Source organism: Anaeromicrobium sp., assembly GCF_025210435.1.
GTDB lineage: Bacteria > Bacillota > Clostridia > Peptostreptococcales > Thermotaleaceae > Anaeromicrobium.
Genome location: NZ_JAOART010000143.1, coordinates 1 through 19,580, shown reverse-complemented (window position 1 = coordinate 19,580; position 19,580 = coordinate 1). Strand labels below are relative to the sequence as shown.

The 19,580-nt window shown below is 33.5% G+C and carries 18 protein-coding genes; 3 read left to right on the top strand and 15 right to left on the bottom strand.

Annotated elements, in window-relative coordinates; translation table 11 throughout:
* Nucleotides 1–64: 64 nt before the first annotated feature.
* The 6 genes from N4A57_RS17495 to N4A57_RS17470 all read right to left on the bottom strand — a co-directional run bounded on the left by N4A57_RS17495 (nt 65) and on the right by N4A57_RS17470 (nt 7,010).
* On the bottom strand, nt 65–1,627 hold the full coding sequence (locus N4A57_RS17495) for an ABC transporter ATP-binding protein (protein ID WP_293659375.1): 1,563 nt from the start codon (nt 1,625–1,627) through the stop codon (nt 65–67).
* On the bottom strand, nt 1,620–3,398 hold the full coding sequence (locus tag N4A57_RS17490) for an ABC transporter ATP-binding protein (RefSeq protein WP_293659374.1): 1,779 nt from the start codon (nt 3,396–3,398) through the stop codon (nt 1,620–1,622). The genes N4A57_RS17495 and N4A57_RS17490 overlap by 8 nt, the downstream gene beginning before the upstream one ends.
* 117 nt (nt 3,399–3,515) lie before the next feature.
* Nucleotides 3,516–4,466, bottom strand: a complete 951-nt coding sequence (locus N4A57_RS17485; RefSeq protein WP_330671547.1) for a helix-turn-helix domain-containing protein — start codon at nt 4,464–4,466, stop codon at nt 3,516–3,518.
* Nucleotides 4,467–4,542: 76 nt separating this feature from the next.
* Entirely contained in the window at nt 4,543–4,731 is a 189-nt protein-coding gene (locus N4A57_RS17480) for a hypothetical protein (RefSeq protein WP_293659372.1), read from the bottom strand.
* A 107-nt stretch (nt 4,732–4,838) separates the two neighbouring features.
* On the bottom strand, nt 4,839–5,687 hold the full coding sequence (locus tag N4A57_RS17475; RefSeq protein WP_293659371.1) for an EFR1 family ferrodoxin: 849 nt from the start codon (nt 5,685–5,687) through the stop codon (nt 4,839–4,841).
* 588 nt (nt 5,688–6,275) lie between these two features.
* Nucleotides 6,276–7,010: an L-2-amino-thiazoline-4-carboxylic acid hydrolase gene (locus tag N4A57_RS17470; RefSeq protein WP_293659370.1), complete on the bottom strand. Its 735-nt coding sequence runs from the start codon at nt 7,008–7,010 to the stop codon at nt 6,276–6,278.
* Nucleotides 7,011–7,578: 568 nt separating this feature from the next.
* On the opposite strand from N4A57_RS17470, the gene N4A57_RS17465 reads away from it, so the two are divergent.
* The 3 genes from N4A57_RS17465 to N4A57_RS17455 all read left to right on the top strand — a co-directional run bounded on the left by N4A57_RS17465 (nt 7,579) and on the right by N4A57_RS17455 (nt 8,562).
* Nucleotides 7,579–7,776: a hypothetical protein gene (locus N4A57_RS17465; protein WP_293659369.1), complete on the top strand. Its 198-nt coding sequence runs from the start codon at nt 7,579–7,581 to the stop codon at nt 7,774–7,776.
* Between the two features lie 135 nt (nt 7,777–7,911).
* The gene (locus tag N4A57_RS17460) at nt 7,912–8,145 is read left to right on the top strand and encodes a hypothetical protein (protein WP_293659367.1); all 234 of its coding nucleotides are present in this window, start codon (nt 7,912–7,914) and stop codon (nt 8,143–8,145) included.
* 48 nt (nt 8,146–8,193) lie between these two features.
* Complete coding sequence (locus N4A57_RS17455; protein ID WP_293659365.1) at nt 8,194–8,562, top strand: integrase core domain-containing protein; 369 nt, start codon at nt 8,194–8,196, stop codon at nt 8,560–8,562.
* Between the two features lie 412 nt (nt 8,563–8,974).
* Here the strand turns inward: N4A57_RS17455 and N4A57_RS17450 are convergent, their stop codons facing one another.
* From N4A57_RS17450 to N4A57_RS17410, 9 genes are all read right to left on the bottom strand, one after another.
* Complete coding sequence (locus N4A57_RS17450; RefSeq protein WP_293659364.1) at nt 8,975–9,157, bottom strand: hypothetical protein; 183 nt, start codon at nt 9,155–9,157, stop codon at nt 8,975–8,977.
* Nucleotides 9,158–9,511: 354 nt separating this feature from the next.
* Complete coding sequence (locus tag N4A57_RS17445; RefSeq protein WP_293659363.1) at nt 9,512–10,957, bottom strand: rhodanese-like domain-containing protein; 1,446 nt, start codon at nt 10,955–10,957, stop codon at nt 9,512–9,514.
* Nucleotides 10,954–11,499, bottom strand: a complete 546-nt coding sequence (locus N4A57_RS17440) for a hypothetical protein (RefSeq protein ID WP_293659362.1) — start codon at nt 11,497–11,499, stop codon at nt 10,954–10,956. The genes N4A57_RS17445 and N4A57_RS17440 overlap by 4 nt, the downstream gene beginning before the upstream one ends.
* 873 nt (nt 11,500–12,372) lie before the next feature.
* Complete coding sequence (locus N4A57_RS17435; RefSeq protein WP_293659361.1) at nt 12,373–14,037, bottom strand: methyl-accepting chemotaxis protein; 1,665 nt, start codon at nt 14,035–14,037, stop codon at nt 12,373–12,375.
* Nucleotides 14,038–14,202: 165 nt separating this feature from the next.
* Nucleotides 14,203–14,499, bottom strand: coding sequence for a hypothetical protein (locus tag N4A57_RS17430; RefSeq protein WP_293659359.1), 297 nt, complete (start codon nt 14,497–14,499; stop codon nt 14,203–14,205).
* Nucleotides 14,500–14,509: 10 nt separating this feature from the next.
* A complete protein-coding gene (locus N4A57_RS17425; protein ID WP_293659358.1) occupies nt 14,510–14,719 on the bottom strand; it encodes a mercury transporter in 210 nt (69 codons plus the stop codon).
* 69 nt (nt 14,720–14,788) lie between these two features.
* Entirely contained in the window at nt 14,789–15,613 is an 825-nt protein-coding gene (locus N4A57_RS17420) for a conjugal transfer protein TrbL family protein (RefSeq protein WP_330671548.1), read from the bottom strand.
* Between the two features lie 43 nt (nt 15,614–15,656).
* Entirely contained in the window at nt 15,657–19,130 is a 3,474-nt protein-coding gene (locus N4A57_RS17415; protein ID WP_293659355.1) for an S-layer homology domain-containing protein, read from the bottom strand.
* 45 nt (nt 19,131–19,175) lie between these two features.
* Nucleotides 19,176–19,370, bottom strand: a complete 195-nt coding sequence (locus tag N4A57_RS17410; RefSeq protein WP_293659354.1) for a DUF6133 family protein — start codon at nt 19,368–19,370, stop codon at nt 19,176–19,178.
* Nucleotides 19,371–19,580 lie beyond the last annotated feature (210 nt).

Genomic DNA, 19,580 nt, shown 5'->3' with positions numbered 1-19,580 from the left:
GATTATTTGTCATAGTCAAGCTCCTTCCATATAAGTTTTGCCGAACTTATATTTTAAAGGATGACTATGACTTTTTTCTACACTTTTTTAATGGTAATTTAAACCTTGGATAGTAATTCCTTTTCACTGTCCGTAGGTCAGCAATAGACGCATCCTTCAAAATAGCTCTGGCAATAGAAATCCTCTGTTTTTCTCCACCTGAAAGAGAAGACCCTCCCTCCCCTATTATCGTATCGTATCCATTAGGCAACGCCATAATAAAGTCGTGGCAACAGGCTTTTTTTGAGACCTCCACCACATCATCAATACTTGCATTTGGGTTGCCAAAACGAATATTATTAAGAATCGTATCATGAAACAAATATACCTTTTGAAATACCATACTGATATTTTTAAGCAAGCTCTCACAAGTTGTACTACAAATGTCTTTACCACCAATGAAAATTGTTCCACTATTTGGATTGTAAAAACGAGCAATTAGATTGCAAATGGTTGTTTTTCCACTTCCTGACGACCCAATGATAGCAGTAGTTGTATTTTGAGGGACTGTAAAAGACATACCTTTTAGCACCTCTCTCTGATCGTAAGAAAATGTCACCTTATCAAAACGAATATCATAAGAGGAAAGTTTTATATCTTTTCCAGTCTCATCTATAAATTCTTCATTTTCAATGGCTTCTAATTTATCCATTGTATTATCTATCATTTCTAGCACGTGGGTTGCATTGTTTATAGCCTCTACATGTCCAAAAATCACAAAAGAGAAAATAACCATCATTACCATATTCGGTACAGACATGCTCCCCTTCATTGCAAAATATGAAGCAAGCATAATAATTGCAGCAGATGCTACCTTAAGGCTTAAAAGATGGAGACAGTTAAGGGGCACAAATTGCTTTTCAATACGCATATTAATGTTTTTGCTCTCCTCATAGGCATTTTTAATATTTTGAATAGAAACTCCTTGTCTCCCAAAAGCCTTTACCACAGGTAATCCATGAATATACTCTATAGTAGCACCAATCATATTCTCCTGTGCTTTTAAATGAATGGGCGCATTTTTTTTACTTTTTTTGCCAAGAAAATTTAGCGCAAGTGCTGAAAGGAAAATACCTGTTGCCGAAACAAGTGCAAGGGGCAAGCTGTAAAAGCAAAGACAAAATACCATCGTAAAAGCACTGATATAACCATTGACCACTGTGTCTATCATCTTCATACCGTACATTTCCATATAAGAAAGGTCGTTGGTTACAGCAGATGTCAAATCTCCTACATTGTTTTTTTGAAAAAATCCTAGTGGAACACGTTTTAAAATATTCCCTACATGAATTCTTTGCTTCGCTGTCATCTCATATGTAATGCTCTCTTGAAGTACTGCCCTACGGTAAGCTGTATAAAAACGTCCTAGAACCGCAAAAATTAAAAAGGCAAGCATTATCCAAATCCACTGTGGTGTAAGTTCTTTTTCACCCCTTATATCTGCAAGTATTAAATTAAGCCCAAAGGCCGCACTCATAATAGGAAGTGCTGTGAAAATGGTGTTAAAAAAAGAATAAACAAAACCTTTGTATAGACGTAGTTTATATTCTCCTGTCCACCGAATAATTCGGTTGATAATTTTATACATAAGCGTTCTCCTTTCCCCCACTACCTGCTGCCCATTTTTTTGTACCAATATGCGTCTCCCACATATCACGATATAAGGCACAAGATTTTATAAGCTCTTGCTGTTTTCCCTTTCTAATAACACGCCCTTTTTCCATCACAATAATCTGATCTGCATCTTTAACTGTGGATAGCCGATGGGCAATGACAATCAAAGTTTTTCCCTTTGTTAAAGCAGAAATAGATTTTTGCAACTTATCTTCATTTTCAGGATCAGTAAATGCTGTTGCTTCATCTAAAATCACAATAGGCGCATTCTTCAGCATTGCTCTAGCAATGGCAATTCTCTGGCGTTCGCCGCCTGAAAGCCTTCCACCCGCTTCTCCTGCTGTAGTTTTATAACCCTTTTCTAGCTTCCTTATAAATTCATCACATTGTGCCTGCCTTGCTGATTCATATACTTGTTCATCTGTTGCCTTTGGATTACCAAGTCGGATATTTTCTAAAAGAGAACAATTAAATAAGAAATTATCCTGGGTAACAAAGCTGATCATTGCTGTAAGCTGGGAAAAGGGAATTTTTCTAATATCCACACCGCCAATTTTAATCATCCCACTTCCCACATCCCAAAACCTTGTAATCAGTCGCGCCACTGTTGATTTTCCTCCTCCAGAAGGTCCCACCAGTGCAGAAAAACTCCCCTGTGGAATAGAAATGCTTACATGGGTCAAGGCATTTTCTTGACCATTTTTCCCTCCATAAGAAAAAGAAACATTCGATAAACTCACATCATAACTTTGTAGAACGATAGGTGTATCGCTATTTGGAAGCTCCTCTAGATCTAAAAGTTTAGATGCATCATTTACTGCATATTCAATCATTTTGATATCATTAATTGCTGTTGTAAACCACATCAGTGGCGTAATAATTCCAAGTGATAAAATCAGACAAATAGCAAACTCAGCAACCGTTAAACTTCCTTCTAGATAAAGCCATATTCCAACTGGAATGGTACCCACTAAAGCGGAAGGAAGTAAGGCCATTATAAAATTCATTGATTTCCATGTACTTTGAAACCATGCAAGGGTATAGTCCTTAAAGGAATTGACAGCCGTAGCAAATTTTTTATAGGAATCAGTTGACTGACCAAACGCCTTTATGATCTCAATTCCCCCCACATACTCAACAATAACGCTATTCACATGGTTGCTCGCCTCCATATAATCTGTATACTGCTTATTGAAGTTGCGCATCATTACCATAAATATCACAGCAGGCATAGGCACAGTAGCCAAAGCTGCTAAAGCCATTCTGAAGTCAATAAAAAATAGATAAACAAACACCCCCACAGGCAAAAGAAAATTTGAAATTCCCTCAGGAATCATATGCGCCAAAGGAAGTTCCATAGTTTCTACCCGATCCACAATAATATTTTTTAGCTTTCCAGAAGTTTCGTTTAAGATGACGCCAAGGGGCGCTTTCATCATCTTCTCCATTATTTTAAGACGAATCTGTTCTAAAATGGTATAAGCAGAAATATGGGCAAGTGTAGTGGATATTCCGTAAAACAAAAGCTTTATTACATAGCCCACAAGACATACCCCTGACCACATCAAGATTTTTTCTATAGTGGGCGTTCCCTCTAAAAATATACAAAGCATGTGATATACGCCAATATATGGCACAAATCCACCAAATACGCTAATTATGGCAAATAAAATCGATAGGGTTATCTTTCCTTTGCACAGTGTTGCAGCATCTAAAATCGTATGCAACCAATTTTTTTTCTTCATTCATCTTCCCTTCTTTCATAAAAACATAAATATGGATTAGTTAACGTTACGTAACTAATCCATATTATAAAATACTTTATTTAATTTTTCCGCTCCATATTGGCTATTCTGTTCCAATTAGACAAAATGTTTTCTGTATTCCAACGGAGATTTTCCCATAATTGATTTAAATGCAACAGAAAATTTACTAGGACTCTCATAACCTACACGTCCTGCAATAGAAACAATGTTTGCTCTGCTTTGACGAAGCAATACAGCCGCTTGGTTCATACGACAAGCACGCATATAAGCATAAATGGAACTTCCATAAACACCTTTAAAGCATGTTTTCATAGAAGTAAGGGAGATATCAAATTTTTGGGATAATTCATTTAAGGTATAGTGTTTTTCCAAATCCGATGTCATAAATTTCTCAATGGCTTTAATTTTTTCCACCTGTGTTTTATAAAAATAAGGACGTTTTTCTTTATTTTCGGAAATGTCTAGTGCGCTCAGATACAATAACAACTCCAAAATTTTTATTTGAAAATATTGTTTTTTTATTTTACTCGGTACCGTATAAAGCTCTGAAAAAATATGTTCAATAGATGTTCCTGAACGTATCACAAAAGATACTTCATTTTCACAAAATTTCTTCTGTAAATCATATAAATTCACAGGAAAACCATTCAAAGCATGCAATAATGATTTTGCTGCCTCCTCTATAAAAAAGGAAATGGTAATGCCATGATAGTGCTTTAATGGAAATTCAAAATTGCCTTTATGGTGCTTTCGATTTTCTACTCTTAAATCACCCGCCTTTAAATACAAATAAGCATCGTTTTTTAAATCCCATCGAATTCTTCCCTCTCGGCAATGATCAATGCATAGCATATCTTTGCTATATTGAACATTTGCATGGCAGTTTTGCATATGAAAATCATTATACATTAAATAAATTCCAGGAAATACTTTATAAAATTTCATTGTTCCTTCACCAGTCTTATTATGTATTTGATGTATGGTGCATTCTTCATTTTCACAAATAACGGATACATTTTTTCCTAAAGAAACTTTGTTTTCTAACATTCTTTTCACCTCACTTTCTCATTGTAGCGCATGAACAGTATATTTATCAACATCCATTGCTTTTTAACGAGTAAGCTTAAAAACTCCATACTTCAGCCTTCTTCTGTACATTCCAAAGTTCTTTATATAAACCATTATTTTTAAGCAATTTACAATGTTTTTCCTTCTCAACAATTTGCTTCTTATCAAATATGATTATTTTATCCGCACTCTCAATAGTTTTCAAATGATGCGCAATAACAATAATCGTTCTATTAGTAGCCAAATTGCTTATCGCTCTTTGTATTTTTCATTCCTAAGCATTTTCCTTACGCTACTTTCGTACTTTGATTATTGACATTTCAATTTTTAAAGCAACTATTTTCTATTATATTATAAATATATTTTACTTTTTAAATTATCTACTTCCTCTTTTGTCATTTTGTGCATCTTTAATTTTTTATCCCAACTATCTGACAAATCATTTGTATGCAAAATCCCATCAGGACAATTTACAATGCATCTAAAACATGCAATGCAACGATTATCAGCAATACCTTTTTGCATATTCATTGCATTTACAGGACATAGTTTTTCACAAAGACCGCACATAGAACAGTTTTTAGAATCTTTCGTTGGAAGTTTGGTAATTAAGCTAAATCTATATTTTTCCGCTTGATCAAATTGGCTTACATCATACATTGGCTTTTCAAATTCACCAAGTTCATTTAAATCATCACCTAAAAATCGTCTAACTGTCTTCATTACATAATCTTGTGCAACTTCAAAATCTGATTGATTTGGTCGGTCTATAACAGCTTTCCATCCACTACGATTAAACGTATGTGCTCCTAAAAATTCTGCCGTCGATACAAGTTTAAAATTTTGCTTCTCTAATAATTTTTTTATAAAATAATGAGCTGGGTCCTTTCCAAAACCTCCATAAGTAAAGAACACTGAACATTTCATTCCTTTTCCATCAAGTGTTTCTAACCACTCCCTACATACACGTGGAGCCCTCATGGAGTAAATAGGAAACCCAAAAACAACAGCATCATATTGATTAAGCAAAATTTCCTCTTTTCTACTAGCATAAGAAGTAATATCCAACATCGTAACCAAAATATTAGAATCATGTAATTTTTTTTGTATTACATTAGATATCTTTTTTGTATTTCCTGTAGCAGAAAAAAATGCTATTAAAATACTCAGATTTTTTGTATTCTCTTTTAAACTAATCATAATTACCCCCATTATTCATTCTCATCTCTACAAAATATTCTAATTCATTGAAAATATTTTCTAAAAATTCTATTACATTTTGAGAAGTTGCTCCCCTTGTAACTCCCATCTTTTTGAAAGTTTCATACAATTTATGCCAGGATTTAAACCTATTACTGCAATCGTATGAATTTCTAATGGGTATAACAAAATCCCTACACCATAATCTTTTGATATTTTTTGATTTGCCATATGCTTATTGATAATTCAGATATACGTGTCCATAAAATTCCTTCTATTCTTTCTGTTAACATTGTATAGCTGCTAATCAAATTTACTATTATATAGTTCCTAAACAATAAAACAGATCCACTCTTTAAGCCTTACATTTCCTGCTTTTCAATTGCCACTTTTAGTGTATTTCATTAACTTTGAAAAATAATTATTTTTCAATATTTAAACCCCATTTCTACTAATATCTTAATAAAAACGAAGTTTGTTTTAAAGCTATGCATATTCCGAATTTGATACACTTTGTAACTATTTTCTTAAATTACTGATTTTATCAGCCTTTTAAAGTTTATAATCTAATTTGCTATGTTATTTGTCTCATTTAATATGCTGGTCCATCTTATTATCGCAAGTCTTTTCTAAAAATTGTGGTGGCCAAGCTGATGATGGAGTTCCATTTTTCTTTATTCGAAAATCACAACAATCACAACCCCATGCTAATGTTTTTGTACGTATTAATTCAATACCCAATTTCCCAAATAATACATAATCTAAATTACAAAGATACGGAATCAACTCATCTGCTCCTTGACTATGTATGAATTTTTCTATACCACACTCTGTATAGTCAATGCCCACATCAAATACGTTCCTATCCCCTTCAAAAACATGCCATACCCAATCACATGGATATTCCCTTAGTTGTGATATTTCAGCTCGTTTTTTCATTTTAGCTACGTTTCTTTTGAAAAACATCAGTTTACCCATTAGATGTCTTAAAAAGGTTGGTATTTTATTTAGCTTCATTTCAAACCCTCGAGTAATTAGCTCTCCGGCTTGTTCAACTGTACCACCATATATTAATATAGTACGATATAGTGCTAACCCCCAACTAGCTTGAATAAGGTTAGATGTCAATCGATTCTCTTTTCCTCCAATATAAGGAAGTTGAGAAATAAGCTTTTTATACTCCCTCAATGTGTCATTATATATTTCCATTGCCTTTCTCTCATCATGTTCTTCTATAAGTTTAGGCAATATTAGTTTTAAAAAAGCTTCTAGATCCTTAATAAGTTTACCTTCTTGTGAAATATAATACTGATTTTGTTTCACATTACCACCCCCTTCAAATATATTATTCTATTAATTTTGTAACTTTCTTTTAATAGTTGTCTTTCTACATAAGATTCATATACTGAACTATATATAAAGTGCTAAAGAAATTCTATTTTATCAATTGTTTCTAATATTGATTTATAGAGCCTTAATAGCTTTATTTATTTGAAAATATTTAATGCGTTGTATATATATATCAGCAATTTATCTTTTGTTAATAATATGCATATAAGTTCCCATAAATTCAATAAATAGTTATAATTAATCCTTCACCTTCCCCTCTTATTAAATGATCACTCTACTTCCTGACCTAATATATATTTAGAAATCTTTGAATTCTTCATTCTCCCCCTGTGTTAGAATAGTTGTCAGATGAAAGTATTTCATATATATTATAAGATAACTATCTAAACAGGAGGATTACAATGACTAGAAAAAAATTTAAACCGAGATTTACGTCGTGAGGAAAAAGCCTTAGCAGAAGCAGCTCTTTACTAGTTTTACAAAAAAAGGCCCAAGCGATCTGGGGGGACCAAGAGGAAGATTAATAACTCACTCAGATCGCATGCTAGCAGTTGAATTGATTGATGAGGCTCGTGGAAATGGAGCTAGATTAATACCAGCTTGTGATGTTTTAAATATAAGTGCTATAACATATCAGAGATGGGTTAATAATGGTAACGTCTTAGAATATAAAAGACCTACGGTCGTTAGGCCAACACCTAAGAATACACTTACAGAAGCAGAAAAAGAGAAATTATAAGGATATCAAATACCAATGAGTTTGCAAGTCTTCCACCATCCAAAATAGTACCTGCCTTAGCCGATAAAGGCATATACATTGCTTCTGAGTCCACTTTTTATAGAGTGTTACGAGAAGAAAAAATGATGGATAGACGTGGGGAAAGCAAGTGTTAATAAATCTAAGCCCCCAACTACGCACATAGCTATAAAACCAAATCAAGTTTGGTCTTGGGATATCACTTATTTGCCAGGTTATATATTAGAAATGCACCATAAATTATATTTAATTATAGATATATATAGCCGAAAAATTGTTGGTCATGAAGTATGGGAAGATGAAACTGCAGCCAATGCTGAGGTGTCAATAAGAAAGGCAGTTTTATCTTAAGGAATTGGCGAAAGACCACTAGTCTTACATTCTGATAATGGATCTCCAATGAAAGCAGCTACTTTTTTGGCAACTTCAGAATCACTTGGGGTATCAAAATCCTTTTCCCTCCCTAGAGTAAGTAACGATAATCCTTATTCAAAGACCATGTCTAGAACTTTAAAATATGCACCTATGTTCCCTGAAAAAGGTTTTCCAAGTATTGAGAATGCTAGAGAATGGGTTCATGAATTTGTGAATTGGTATAATAATGAACATCTTCATAGTGGATTGAAGTTTATAACACCTAATCAGCGTCATAATGTAGACGGTAAAAGTATTATGATGAATAAATCAAGATTTACAATGAAGCTCGTAAAAGGCATCCAGAACGTTGGTCTAGGGGAATTAGAAACTGGAAATTGCCAGATTTTGTAGCTCTAAATCCTGTGAAAGGAGAAGAGCTTACAGATAAAATCACAACTACAGCATAATAAATTATCAAAAAAATTCCAATACTCATCCAAGGGGTTTTCTACACAAAACTAATGGTAAAATATTTATTATTAGGAATATATTTACTCAGACAATAGTGAACTATGAATGTCGAAAAAATTTAACTTTATCGGACAACTCACTTGACAAACACCGTAATCCCAAAAATGAGAGGGGAAATTTTTTTAATTTTTTATTAGTTTTTTTATTTTTGAGAAAATTTTATATTTTCGTGATTGAAGGGTTGTTGTATTTTATACATTTATGATATGGAAGTAATTATCTTCTTTTAAATTACTTCCATATCATAAATAATAAAATCATGTCTGCCATAATTACTTGCATTTAGTGATAGCTATTTTATGTTATTATAAATGATATAATTATTTTTAAAATTCATCTTTGTATATCTACTCGGAAGTTTTCTCATATGTTCATAATTATTAGCTTCTACATAGCATACAATTGCTCCAATGCTTGCGAGATAACATCTAAATAACTTTCTAACCATTCCACAAGAGTTTTGATAAAAAATCATATTGCTACTCCTCCTATATTTATACATAAACCCCTTAATACCCAAAAGAAGAGATGACCCTTTTATGAATCAACTCTTCTAAAATACATTTATTTGTTATATTGTTAAAATTCCATTGAAAGTGTATTTATTAAATACTTTGAAATACACATCATCCTTATGAAGTTTAGATAAAATCATAGTACCTTCAAATGCAGATATCAAAGCTTTAGCCTTTCATGTGAATTTGATATTTTCTCTTCTTCTAGTACTTCTATAGTCCAATTTTCTAATTTATTGTACCATTGAAGAAGTTTCAATCTGAAGTTTTCACTTATAGCTCAACTGCTTTTATAATAGATATTTAACATATTTTTATTTATAGAAATATTCCATTGGTTTTTGTTCTGGGGCATCTTCCGGTAGCTCTTTTTCTTTAACTGGGCTATTAGGTTTCTTTGTCCATTGATACCATCCACCTACATATACTCCTAATTCTTCCCATCCCAAAGCCTTTGCAATATAGTATGTTTCACTAGCTCTCCACCCAGTTCCACAATGAAAAGACACAGTTTTATTTGGGACTATACCCCATTTTTCCCATCTATCAGCAATGAGTTTATAATTAAACATAGTATTGTCTAAATTTCTGAAATCCTCCATAGCATAGGGATTAGATCCTGCATATGCAAACCTAGAACCTTTAATATCTCCTGCTTCACCAATATATGTATATCCACTTTCCTTTCCTAAATATTCATCCCAACTTCTTACAGATGCAATAACTGCATTAGGGTCTTTAATCAATTTTAACTCATCTTCATATTGATAAATAATCTCTGGATTTTGTGGAATAGTTGCACCAAAATCTCTTTTTTCTAGTTTTTCAATTCGTGAAACCAAAGATCTATTTTCAAGTTGCCACAATACCTTTCCACCATTTAAAAATCGAATATCTTTTACTCCTGCATAATCCATTACCAATGCAGCTCTATTGGCTGCTGTTGTAGCTTTCTCTGATGCATATAAAATTACTGTTGTATCCTTTGTTATCCCATTGTTTTCTAATACTTCTTTTATCTTTTCGTCAGTTGGTAAATCCCAAAACGTCAGTTGTTTTTCAAGGGGTATTACTTCATAGTCCGCAAGATTTCTTGGGCCTAAAACATGATTCAAATCATCTGCACTAATATTAACAGCCCCATCAATATGTCCTTTTTCATATAACTCCTTTTCTGACCCTAAAGTAATCTCTACAATCTTATAATCATTATTATCATATCCTTGAGGTTTTTTTCCATTAATAAGGTCTTCTACCCACTGAGGTCCAACATATATTTGATACCCTTCTAATCTTTCAGTTTTTTTACCATCTAGTACATATTGATTGAATCCATACTCTAATGCATACAAATTATCAAATCCTACTTCTTGAAACTTTTTATAATCCTCTTCAAGTACATTGTCATTAGAATAAATTACAGTTTTCTTTGTTTTATCTAAGCCTCTGCGCTTAAGTTCAATATTGATATTTTCTTGAGATTTTTCGTAAGTAAACCATGAAACAGGAAAATCCATTGCATTTAGAATATGTCCACTGTTTCCTTTTTCATTTTCCCAACCTAAATATAAATCTGCGGAACGAATATCAATAATTTGTATATCTTTTTCTTTTTCAAGATCTGCTACAGTAATAGTCTGCATTTGTAAATCTTTTAAGGCTTGTTTAGCATCCTCGTCTGCTACATCACTACCTTTTGTACAAGCCGAAAAAGATAATGTTAACATCAGTATTAGTACAATCCACTTCATTTTGCTCATAAAATAATCTCCTCTTTTCTTTTCATTATAAATTTATTAATACCCTCATAAATAGCGTAAGCTGTTATAGCAGATATTAGATACGTTACTAGATTTGAAGTAAAACCTGTTTTATAATATTGAAAATACATAGATGAAAGATTATTCATAAATCCATCCATTTCACCATTAAATACATTATAAAAAGTAATACTTACTGGTTTAATAACTATACTAAGAAGAAAGCCAATTAACAATGTATTCAGAACTCCTTGCATCCTTTTAATTCTTAATAAACCTATTAATCCTGCCTCAACTATTTGTGTCAATAATACATAAATAATAATCCCACTTCCCATTCCTACGCTATTCAGTCCTAAATTTAATAATCCGGCATAAATTCCCCCAATAATAGGTCCAAATGAATATGATATTAAAAATGTTCCAACTATATTAAGATATATCCATTTAGGTAGTGAGAAAAATATTGGTGCTATATTAGTAGCAACAGATAGTGTTACCGATATAAATAGAATTGCTGCGATATATTTTTTCCTAATCATTAATACTTCCCCCCTCCTATATAGCTTAATCCGTATAGTGATGTAAAAAGGAACTGAGCTCAAAACTCATTCCTGGGTTGAAATAGCCCATGTTTGATCCATTAAATTTATAATTTTCTGCAAATCCTAATAGCCAAATAATCTGACTGGATCTCAAGTAAATCTACACTAAAATTTATACTTGAACAACAATCTAAGTTTATTATCAAGGTTTATATTTGTCAATTATTATAGCAATTTCCTATTTATAACTGTTTAATAATTATTATTTTCTATATCAGATAACAATTAAAAGAAGGGGCTGCCTCAACATGAATTTTAACTAATTCATATTTCAGCTATATCTTTTATCTTTAGTTGGATACTCTCTTCTATTTTGTGATTGACTTTCTTTTTATGAGTAATTATTCACCCTATTTTCATGGTCCCGTACCCTTTATTTTCTCCGTTAATGAATTCAATAAATGCCCTATTTCTTCCACCACATTTTTAACGGAATACAGATCAGTACAGCTTACGATACATATTGACTTTATTCATTTTTGATTTTTTTTTAGGTTTTTTGATATTCCTTTTCTGTGACTCGGAAAGTAATTCGTTTAGATTTATTTGAGATAATATCTTTGCCTCTATCATTTCTTAATTTCCCCAATATTGCATTTGCCATCCAATCCCCCAAGCTTCCTCATTCTTTACTAATCCCTTTAATAGGGTTTGGGACGCAGTCCCAAGTATTCACAAGGACTTTGTTTAACAAAGTGGAAGCTTACCCTCATGATAGGAGCCCTTTCATTTTGGGTTTTTGGGGATATTAAAAACCAAAAGACTAAAAAATAAACCCTGATTTAAATCAAGGTTCATACATTCTAAAATTTAGTATTTAAATTTATCAATCATCTGTGATAAATTCTCACTGGATTCTCTCAAACTTCTAGCATTCATTGAAATGTCATTTACACTTGCTTGGAACTCATCTGCAAAAGCTGCAACTTCTTCAGTTGATGCCGCAGTTTCCTGAGATACACTGGCAATATTTTGAACAGCAATCAAAATATCATTTTTCCTATCATCAACATTAGTAATCCTGCTATTCACTCTATTTATTCGGTCTATCATATCACCTAATGATTCTTCTACATTATTAAAATCATCCTTAGATTTTCCAACTGCTTCTGATTGATTTTCTGATAGTTTTAAAACATTACTCATTAATTCGCTTGTATAAGTTACTTGCTTTTGAATTTCTCCTACAATTGCAGATATTTCAACTGTAGATTCATTGGACTCCTCTGCTAGCTTGCTAACTTCATCTGCTACAACAGCAAATCCTCTACCATACTCTCCCGCCCTAGCGGCTTCGATAGATGCATTTAACGCCAATAGATTTGTTTGACTTGAAATTCCATCAATAACTTCTGTAATCTCCGAAATTCTTTGCACCTTATCATATAAATCACTAATTGCATCATTAATCTCATTAGAAGCTTCAATATTATCACTATTACTTTTTTGCAAGTCAGTCATGCTTTCTTTACTTATTTCATTAATTTCCTTAATTTCAATTGAACTTCTTTTCATCTCATTTGATATTTCATTAATTTCATTAATCTCTTCACCTAATTTAGATAGATTCTCTGATGTGGCCATAACTCCAGTTGCTTGTTCTATTGCGCCCTCTGCAATTTCTGAAGTAATGCTAGATAATCTTTCTGATGAAATATTGACTTCTCCAGTAATAGTTTCTAACGAATTACAAACTGATTCTAAATTTTCACTAGATGTTGCTATTTCTACTATAATGTCTCTAATTGTACTTATAAATCTATTAAAATTCTCTGAAAGTCTTCCTATTTCATCTTTCGAATGAACTTCCAGTGCGTGAGTTAATTCGCCTTCCCCTGAGGCTATTTCTTCTAGTTTTGTAGTAATATTTATGATCGGCTTGACTATAATTTTTTTCCCATAGTAATATCCGAAGAAGAGCATTAATATTCCAAAAGCAGTTAACCAAATTGACATACTCTTAAACAAATTCACTTTCTGATTATAATTGTTCTGATACATCATTACAATTTCATGAACTTCATTCTTTATATCCATAGCATTTCTTGTTATAAAGTAAATGTCTTCATCATCAGCTTGATTATTTAATACTTTATTTGCTTCTGCCACATATTTGCTGGTTTTTTCATGAATTGCATTAATCGCATTGACAATTTCAACATCATTATTCTTACTAATAGAGAGCTCGGAATCACCATCTACAAGAGCCTTCATTATTTTCTCATATTTTTTCATTTCTGTTTCTAATATTTCTTTAGCTAAGCCTACATCACTTACCTTATCATTTTCATTATAAATTTGTAATGAATAATTACTAATTAACATTGTTCTCATTCTTTGACTGCCAGACAAATTTAATGCAACACCATCGTCTTCCATCTTATTAAAAGTACCAAATGCTACTACCACCATAATTACAAACGGAACAAAGATTAAAAGAAATACTAATGCTAATTTTGTTTTTATACTTTTCATATGCCCTCCTATCTACAGAATTATATTCTTTCCTCTTATAATACCAAATGTTAGTAGCATTTGGTAGACTTATTATGAATATTAATAGTCATTTATATTTCCAATAAGAAATAGGGCTAAACTAATAAACAACTCCTGTTTACTGTTTAGCCCTATTATATTCGTTTAGTACCTGTATTTCTTCTGTCCAAACCTAAACTTAATCAAAAATCCTACCTGATCTACAACAGATATATTATTGTTATCTTTGGTGAGCATAAGGACTGTTCCTGATACTGCCACGAGCATGAAAACTACCGTTATTACTGTATTTTGGGTAAATAAAAATAGCAGTGCATCGATTGCCCCTGCCACCAAAGTTACTATGATCGTTTTTATTAGTTCTTCCTTTGCAAACCCATTAAATATCTCTGCCCTTAGCTTAAGCCCCTGTGGGATGTATAATGGTTTTTCTATTGCCATCTGATCACCTCTAAGTATAATAATGGACTATCATATCTTTTATCAAATAACAACACTCAGCTAGGATATAAAAAATAATGACATTCCATATTTTCTTCTTGTAAGCCTTCTCTGCTTCCTCATCTGTTCCCATCATTACAAAACAATACACAACTCTAAAAGCTGAACCGCATCGTATGAGTATTAAGAATGCATCTGCTAATTCTTTGATTATATCCATTATCCTTTCAGTCCCTCTTTTATAATCTCCATTCTTTTCAGATGAATTTGCTTCATTACACCAGACCTCCTATTTCTTAAAAAATGTCTTACTCATCTGATATATCCTTGCTGTCGAGTATAGCTTGTTACTCAATCCACCACCTTGACCTCCTGATATTATTAAGAACTCTTGTAGGAATTTAGGTGTTCTTAACGCTAGAACCATGCATGCGACACCCCAAAACACATGGGCATTAAGCATAAGTCCTACACCTAGCTTAGCTAGTGTTATCTGTACTAAAACTGCAAGGGTACTCTGAAAGAACTTTTGTATATAGCTTTTAAACAGGTTACTGTCTGCTCTATCCATTAACCCTACACAGGCAAGGGGTAGCCCTATTCTCAGTATCATGATCTCCAGTCCCCTGGTTAGGAATTGTATGTACAGAATGAAGAAGCATATAAAGAAGATCAAGGATACAATGCCGGTGAAAAGTCCCGCTGTGCTTATACCCGCTATAACTGTTTCAAAGGATATGGGCATACCTCCCGAGATAAGTAGAATCAACTCATTTGACATATCCTCTATAATCGTAGCAAGCCACCCATACATGGTTGGAAAACATATGGCTATGGCTAGAGCTTTAAGAAATCCTATGAATAATGTGGATGGATCATCTGCTGCATCCCCATCATGCCATAGGATATATTTATTAAATCCATTCTTTAGGAATTTGAGTATGATTAGAGAAATGCCAAAGGCAAAGAATATATCAAATATGGGTTCTATAGCATTTACTCCTAATAAGGTATCCATATACTTTTCGGAGTATAATACCATAGGTACAAGCCCTTCTAAAAGGGTGTCTACATAGACTAGACACCCTGATAAAATAGCAGCTATAAGGAGCATGATTACTACTTCCAAACTAGCACCTCCTTATATCCTATATGGCCTATTCAAAGTGATAGAATACCGAATAGGTGATATTACTTTTGTTATACATACAATTGTGATTAGTATAGTAGTAAAACTCCAACTGACTATAGACACCAAAAGGCAATGTTTTACTGAATGTAATACCATTTTTAGTCGTTCCATAGCTAAGTTGATCCCATACACCGGTCTTTACGTTATAGCCTCGTACACGCCCATAATCATTACCACTATGACCACTCACCGGTGGAACTGTGAAGGTGTACTTTGTAACAGTAGCTCCTTCTATACCTTCTTCAAATATGACTGACTCGGGTCCTGTTAAGACCATTCCACCACCCTTATTAGGGTCAGCAACGAAGAATACGATGGCTGTCCATGGTGACTCGGCACCTGCACTGTCCACGGCTTTGACACGAATAATATTTTTGCCCAATGGATATGTAGTTGTTTGAGATGGCCTTCCTTCCCAAATATAGCTAATAGCATCACCTTCTGGATCGGTAGACTTTGCTGTTATTGTAACTGGGGTACTCGGTAAAACACTATTTCCATCTGGTGTTCTCGAGATTATTGGTGTACTTGGTGCTTGATTCGTCACAGTAAAGGTTGCTTCTTCCCACTCAGAATATGCTCCATATTCATCTTTTGCCCTCACCTGAATAGTGTGTGTGCCGATACCATAGTAGTTATCTTCGGCCTTTCCTATATACTCATAAGTGATTGCATCACTATCTGGGTCAGTACTACTTGTATTAATCATGACTTGAAATTTACCGTTATTAATTATTCTAGTCATATCTACTGTAACTAGTGGCTTAGAAGGTGGATTATTATTAATATCAATCTCTCTTTCATATGTAAATACTCTGCCTGTATCATCAGTCACTTTGGCAATCAATATGTAATGGCCTGTATCAATGAAAGCTAATACGCCACCACTGTTAGTCAGTGTGCCATTTACATATGAATCAAACTCTACAGTCTCATCATCCTTTTTTATCTCCCATAGGATGTCCATGTTATGAAGCTCTGAATCTTTTGTGCTTATTGTAATATCTGTTCCAATATGGATTGTTTGAGGGAGAGTGAACTCTATATTTGAAATGGGATAAACCGAAACGGTGCTATTATGAGAAAAGGTTCTACCTAAAGCATCCATCATTTTTGCTGTTACTTTATATTCTCCTTTCTCTGTAAAACGGATTTTGCCACCTTGATCATTAAATACCCCTTCTACAAAATTATCGAATTCAACAGGAGTTCCATCTTTAGTTATCAGCCATTCTATAGGCAAGACGTTATTATCTCCCATGGTTTTCAGATCGATAATTCTATCTGTATGAGTTACTTCAGGAAGTTCAAACTGTATATCTAGTACTGAATATACTTCTGTACTGTTTTCACTATCAAAATTAAATCTACGCCCAGTAGAATCTGTAACTCTAGCAACCAACTTATATACTCCAGCTTGTTTAAATTGAATTGTGCCTCCGTTATGATTAAGTTCACCATCTACATAGACATTCCACTCTTGAAAGCCGTGAGTATTATCCACCATCCACTCAATAGGTAGATTGTCCATATCCTCGATAGTTATTGAAACTGGGATCACTGTATCGGTATGAGCTGTGCTTGGTTGCTCGAATAGAAGCTTCGGAATGGGATATACGGTTACCTTAGAGGTATAGCTGTAGGTTCTGCCTGCACTATCGGTAAATGTAGCTTTTAGCAAATATTCACCCTTATGAGTAAAGCGTACTGACCCACCATCATTAGTTAGTTCACCTTCTATATAATCCTTAAGATCAACCATTGTATTATCTATAGTAAGGGTCCATATCACATCTGCATCTTCTACTTCTTTAAATCTTCCTTCTACTGTTACAGTTGTATCCGTATGTGTAATCTCTGGCAAGTAAAAACCTGCTTCACCTACTGGGTAGATAATAGTTGATACTGCCTTGTGGAAACTTCTATTAGTAATATCTTTAATGGTTGCAGTTAATAAGTAAACACCTTCTTCTTTGAATCGGATTACCCCACCTAAATTCGTTAGATCTCCTTCAATATAATCACTGTGAGCTACTTCTTCACCGTTTCTGGTTAAACTCCACTGAACATTTAGACCTTCTATAGATTCAGAAAACATAGTACTCATATTAATGGTTGTATCTGTGTGTGCTTTGTCTGGAAGTTGAAAGTCAATATTAATCTGAGGATAGACCTTTATGGAGGCAGTATGAGTGTAGCTACGCCCTGTTTCATCGGTGCATGTAGCTATAATGCTGTAGCTCCCCTTTTCTTTAAAAGTAATAGAACCACCTTCGTTATTAGGTGTCCCTTCGATCGCTGTATCCCATCCCACAGCCTCGCCATCTTTGGTAACTGACCACGCTATATCTAAGCTCCTTAGTCCTGTTGTAATTGCATCAATTGAAATAGTTTTGTCCGTATGAGTATATTCTGGTAGTTCAAAGACTATATTCACCACGGGTAATACTTCAATACTCTGAGAATGTCTTGTGACTTTGCCATTGTAATTGGTTGCTAAAGCGGTCAATGTATAGCTACCACTTTCTTTAAATACAATGCTCCCACCCTCTTTTGATAAATCACCAGTTATCATTTCATATAAAATTAGTTTCTGCTCCGAACCATCTAAGGTCTTTTTTGTAAGTGACCAATTGAGTGCCTTAGTATTTTCGCAAACAGTTGTTACAATAATATTTGTATCAGTATGTGCCTTATGAGGAAGTTCAAAAGTCACATGTGCCTCTGGATAGTAGTGATAGTCATCGTCGTTATCATCTGAGTACTGCTCTTTCTTGGCTTTCTGCTTTTCTATTTCTTTTTCAATCTTATCCAGAACCTTTCCTCGTCTCATAAGTAGTGCAAAGGCTTCTGCTCTTGTTGTTTCACCTTTGGGTCGAAAAGTGTTATCTGGATAGCCTTTAATCAAGTCATATCTTACTGACAGACTAACAAACCCCTTATCAGACTTATTGATCTCACTGTCATCCTTGAAAGAGGTATCTTCTTTTAGCTGCTTTACTTCTTCACCTATATCAATTGACCGCACTATCATCTTCACCATCTCTATTCTAGTGATAGATTCATCGGGTTGAAGTCTACCAGTATAATCTGCCTTATCTAGAATACTACTGTCTACTAGAGCTTCAATGTAATTTTGCGACCAATGACCATCGATATCATTGAAGGAGGGTGATTCTTCTTTTGCACCCGTTATTTCACTCTCCGTATTTCTAGCTAACAGTGCTATAAATTCTCCTCTTGTGATGATTAGATCTGGCCTTACTGTTCCATCTGGAAAGCCTGCTACTATATCTTTTGCCACAAGTTCCTTAATAATCTGTTCTGCCCAATGCCCTTCAGTATCAGAGAATGATAACCCTTTGGCATAGCTACTACTGTTAAAGAGTAATGACAACACTAACATAATGATACAAACTTTTTTGATTCTCTTTTTCATACAATCCATCCTTTCTTACTCATACTTGATTATGTTTTAAACTGCTCAACCGTTGAAATTAAACATCTCAATAATTCGTTCTTTTAATTGTGGCAATACCACGTCGCCAATTAATGCATATAGACCGGCTAACAACAAAGCTCCTAATACAACACTGATAAGTACAGTTATGGCTGTATTTAATGCTCCTTCACCCTTCTTATCAGCTAATACATTCTTTACTCTTAATACCATGCTCATTGCTTTCACTTGTAATTTCTTCATTCTCTTATCTCTCCTTTGAATTAATATATTTTTTATTGGTAATACCCCTGACCTACGTACAGTAATTAGGGCAAATCATGAATAAAATCCATAATTTGTAATTAATTGAACTTTAATATGTTTAATCTTTGACTTAAACTATTATATTCTTGTTAAATAGAAGTATTTCTACACCTTTATTCCTTT

Bases quoted from the DNA above. Each gene is read 5' to 3' on its own strand.
- N4A57_RS17440 (WP_293659362.1), bottom strand. From the start codon at position 11,499: ATGATTAGGAAAAAATATATCGCAGCAATTCTATTTATATCGGTAACA.
- N4A57_RS17450 (WP_293659364.1), bottom strand. From the start codon at position 9,157: ATGATTTTTTATCAAAACTCTTGTGGAATGGTTAGAAAGTTATTTAGA.
- N4A57_RS17485 (WP_330671547.1), bottom strand. From the start codon at position 4,466: ATGTTAGAAAACAAAGTTTCTTTAGGAAAAAATGTATCCGTTATTTGT.
- N4A57_RS17495 (WP_293659375.1), bottom strand. From the start codon at position 1,627: ATGTATAAAATTATCAACCGAATTATTCGGTGGACAGGAGAATATAAA.
- N4A57_RS17455 (WP_293659365.1), top strand. From the start codon at position 8,194: ATGAAAGCAGCTACTTTTTTGGCAACTTCAGAATCACTTGGGGTATCA.
- N4A57_RS17445 (WP_293659363.1), bottom strand. From the start codon at position 10,957: ATGAGCAAAATGAAGTGGATTGTACTAATACTGATGTTAACATTATCT.
- N4A57_RS17475 (WP_293659371.1), bottom strand. From the start codon at position 5,687: ATGATTAGTTTAAAAGAGAATACAAAAAATCTGAGTATTTTAATAGCA.
- N4A57_RS17425 (WP_293659358.1), bottom strand. From the start codon at position 14,719: ATGGATATAATCAAAGAATTAGCAGATGCATTCTTAATACTCATACGA.
- N4A57_RS17490 (WP_293659374.1), bottom strand. From the start codon at position 3,398: ATGAAGAAAAAAAATTGGTTGCATACGATTTTAGATGCTGCAACACTG.
- N4A57_RS17430 (WP_293659359.1), bottom strand. From the start codon at position 14,499: ATGGCAATAGAAAAACCATTATACATCCCACAGGGGCTTAAGCTAAGG.
- N4A57_RS17410 (WP_293659354.1), bottom strand. From the start codon at position 19,370: ATGAGCATGGTATTAAGAGTAAAGAATGTATTAGCTGATAAGAAGGGT.
- N4A57_RS17465 (WP_293659369.1), top strand. From the start codon at position 7,579: ATGCTAGCAGTTGAATTGATTGATGAGGCTCGTGGAAATGGAGCTAGA.
- N4A57_RS17435 (WP_293659361.1), bottom strand. From the start codon at position 14,037: ATGAAAAGTATAAAAACAAAATTAGCATTAGTATTTCTTTTAATCTTT.
- N4A57_RS17420 (WP_330671548.1), bottom strand. From the start codon at position 15,613: ATGCTCCTTATAGCTGCTATTTTATCAGGGTGTCTAGTCTATGTAGAC.
- N4A57_RS17415 (WP_293659355.1), bottom strand. From the start codon at position 19,130: ATGAAAAAGAGAATCAAAAAAGTTTGTATCATTATGTTAGTGTTGTCA.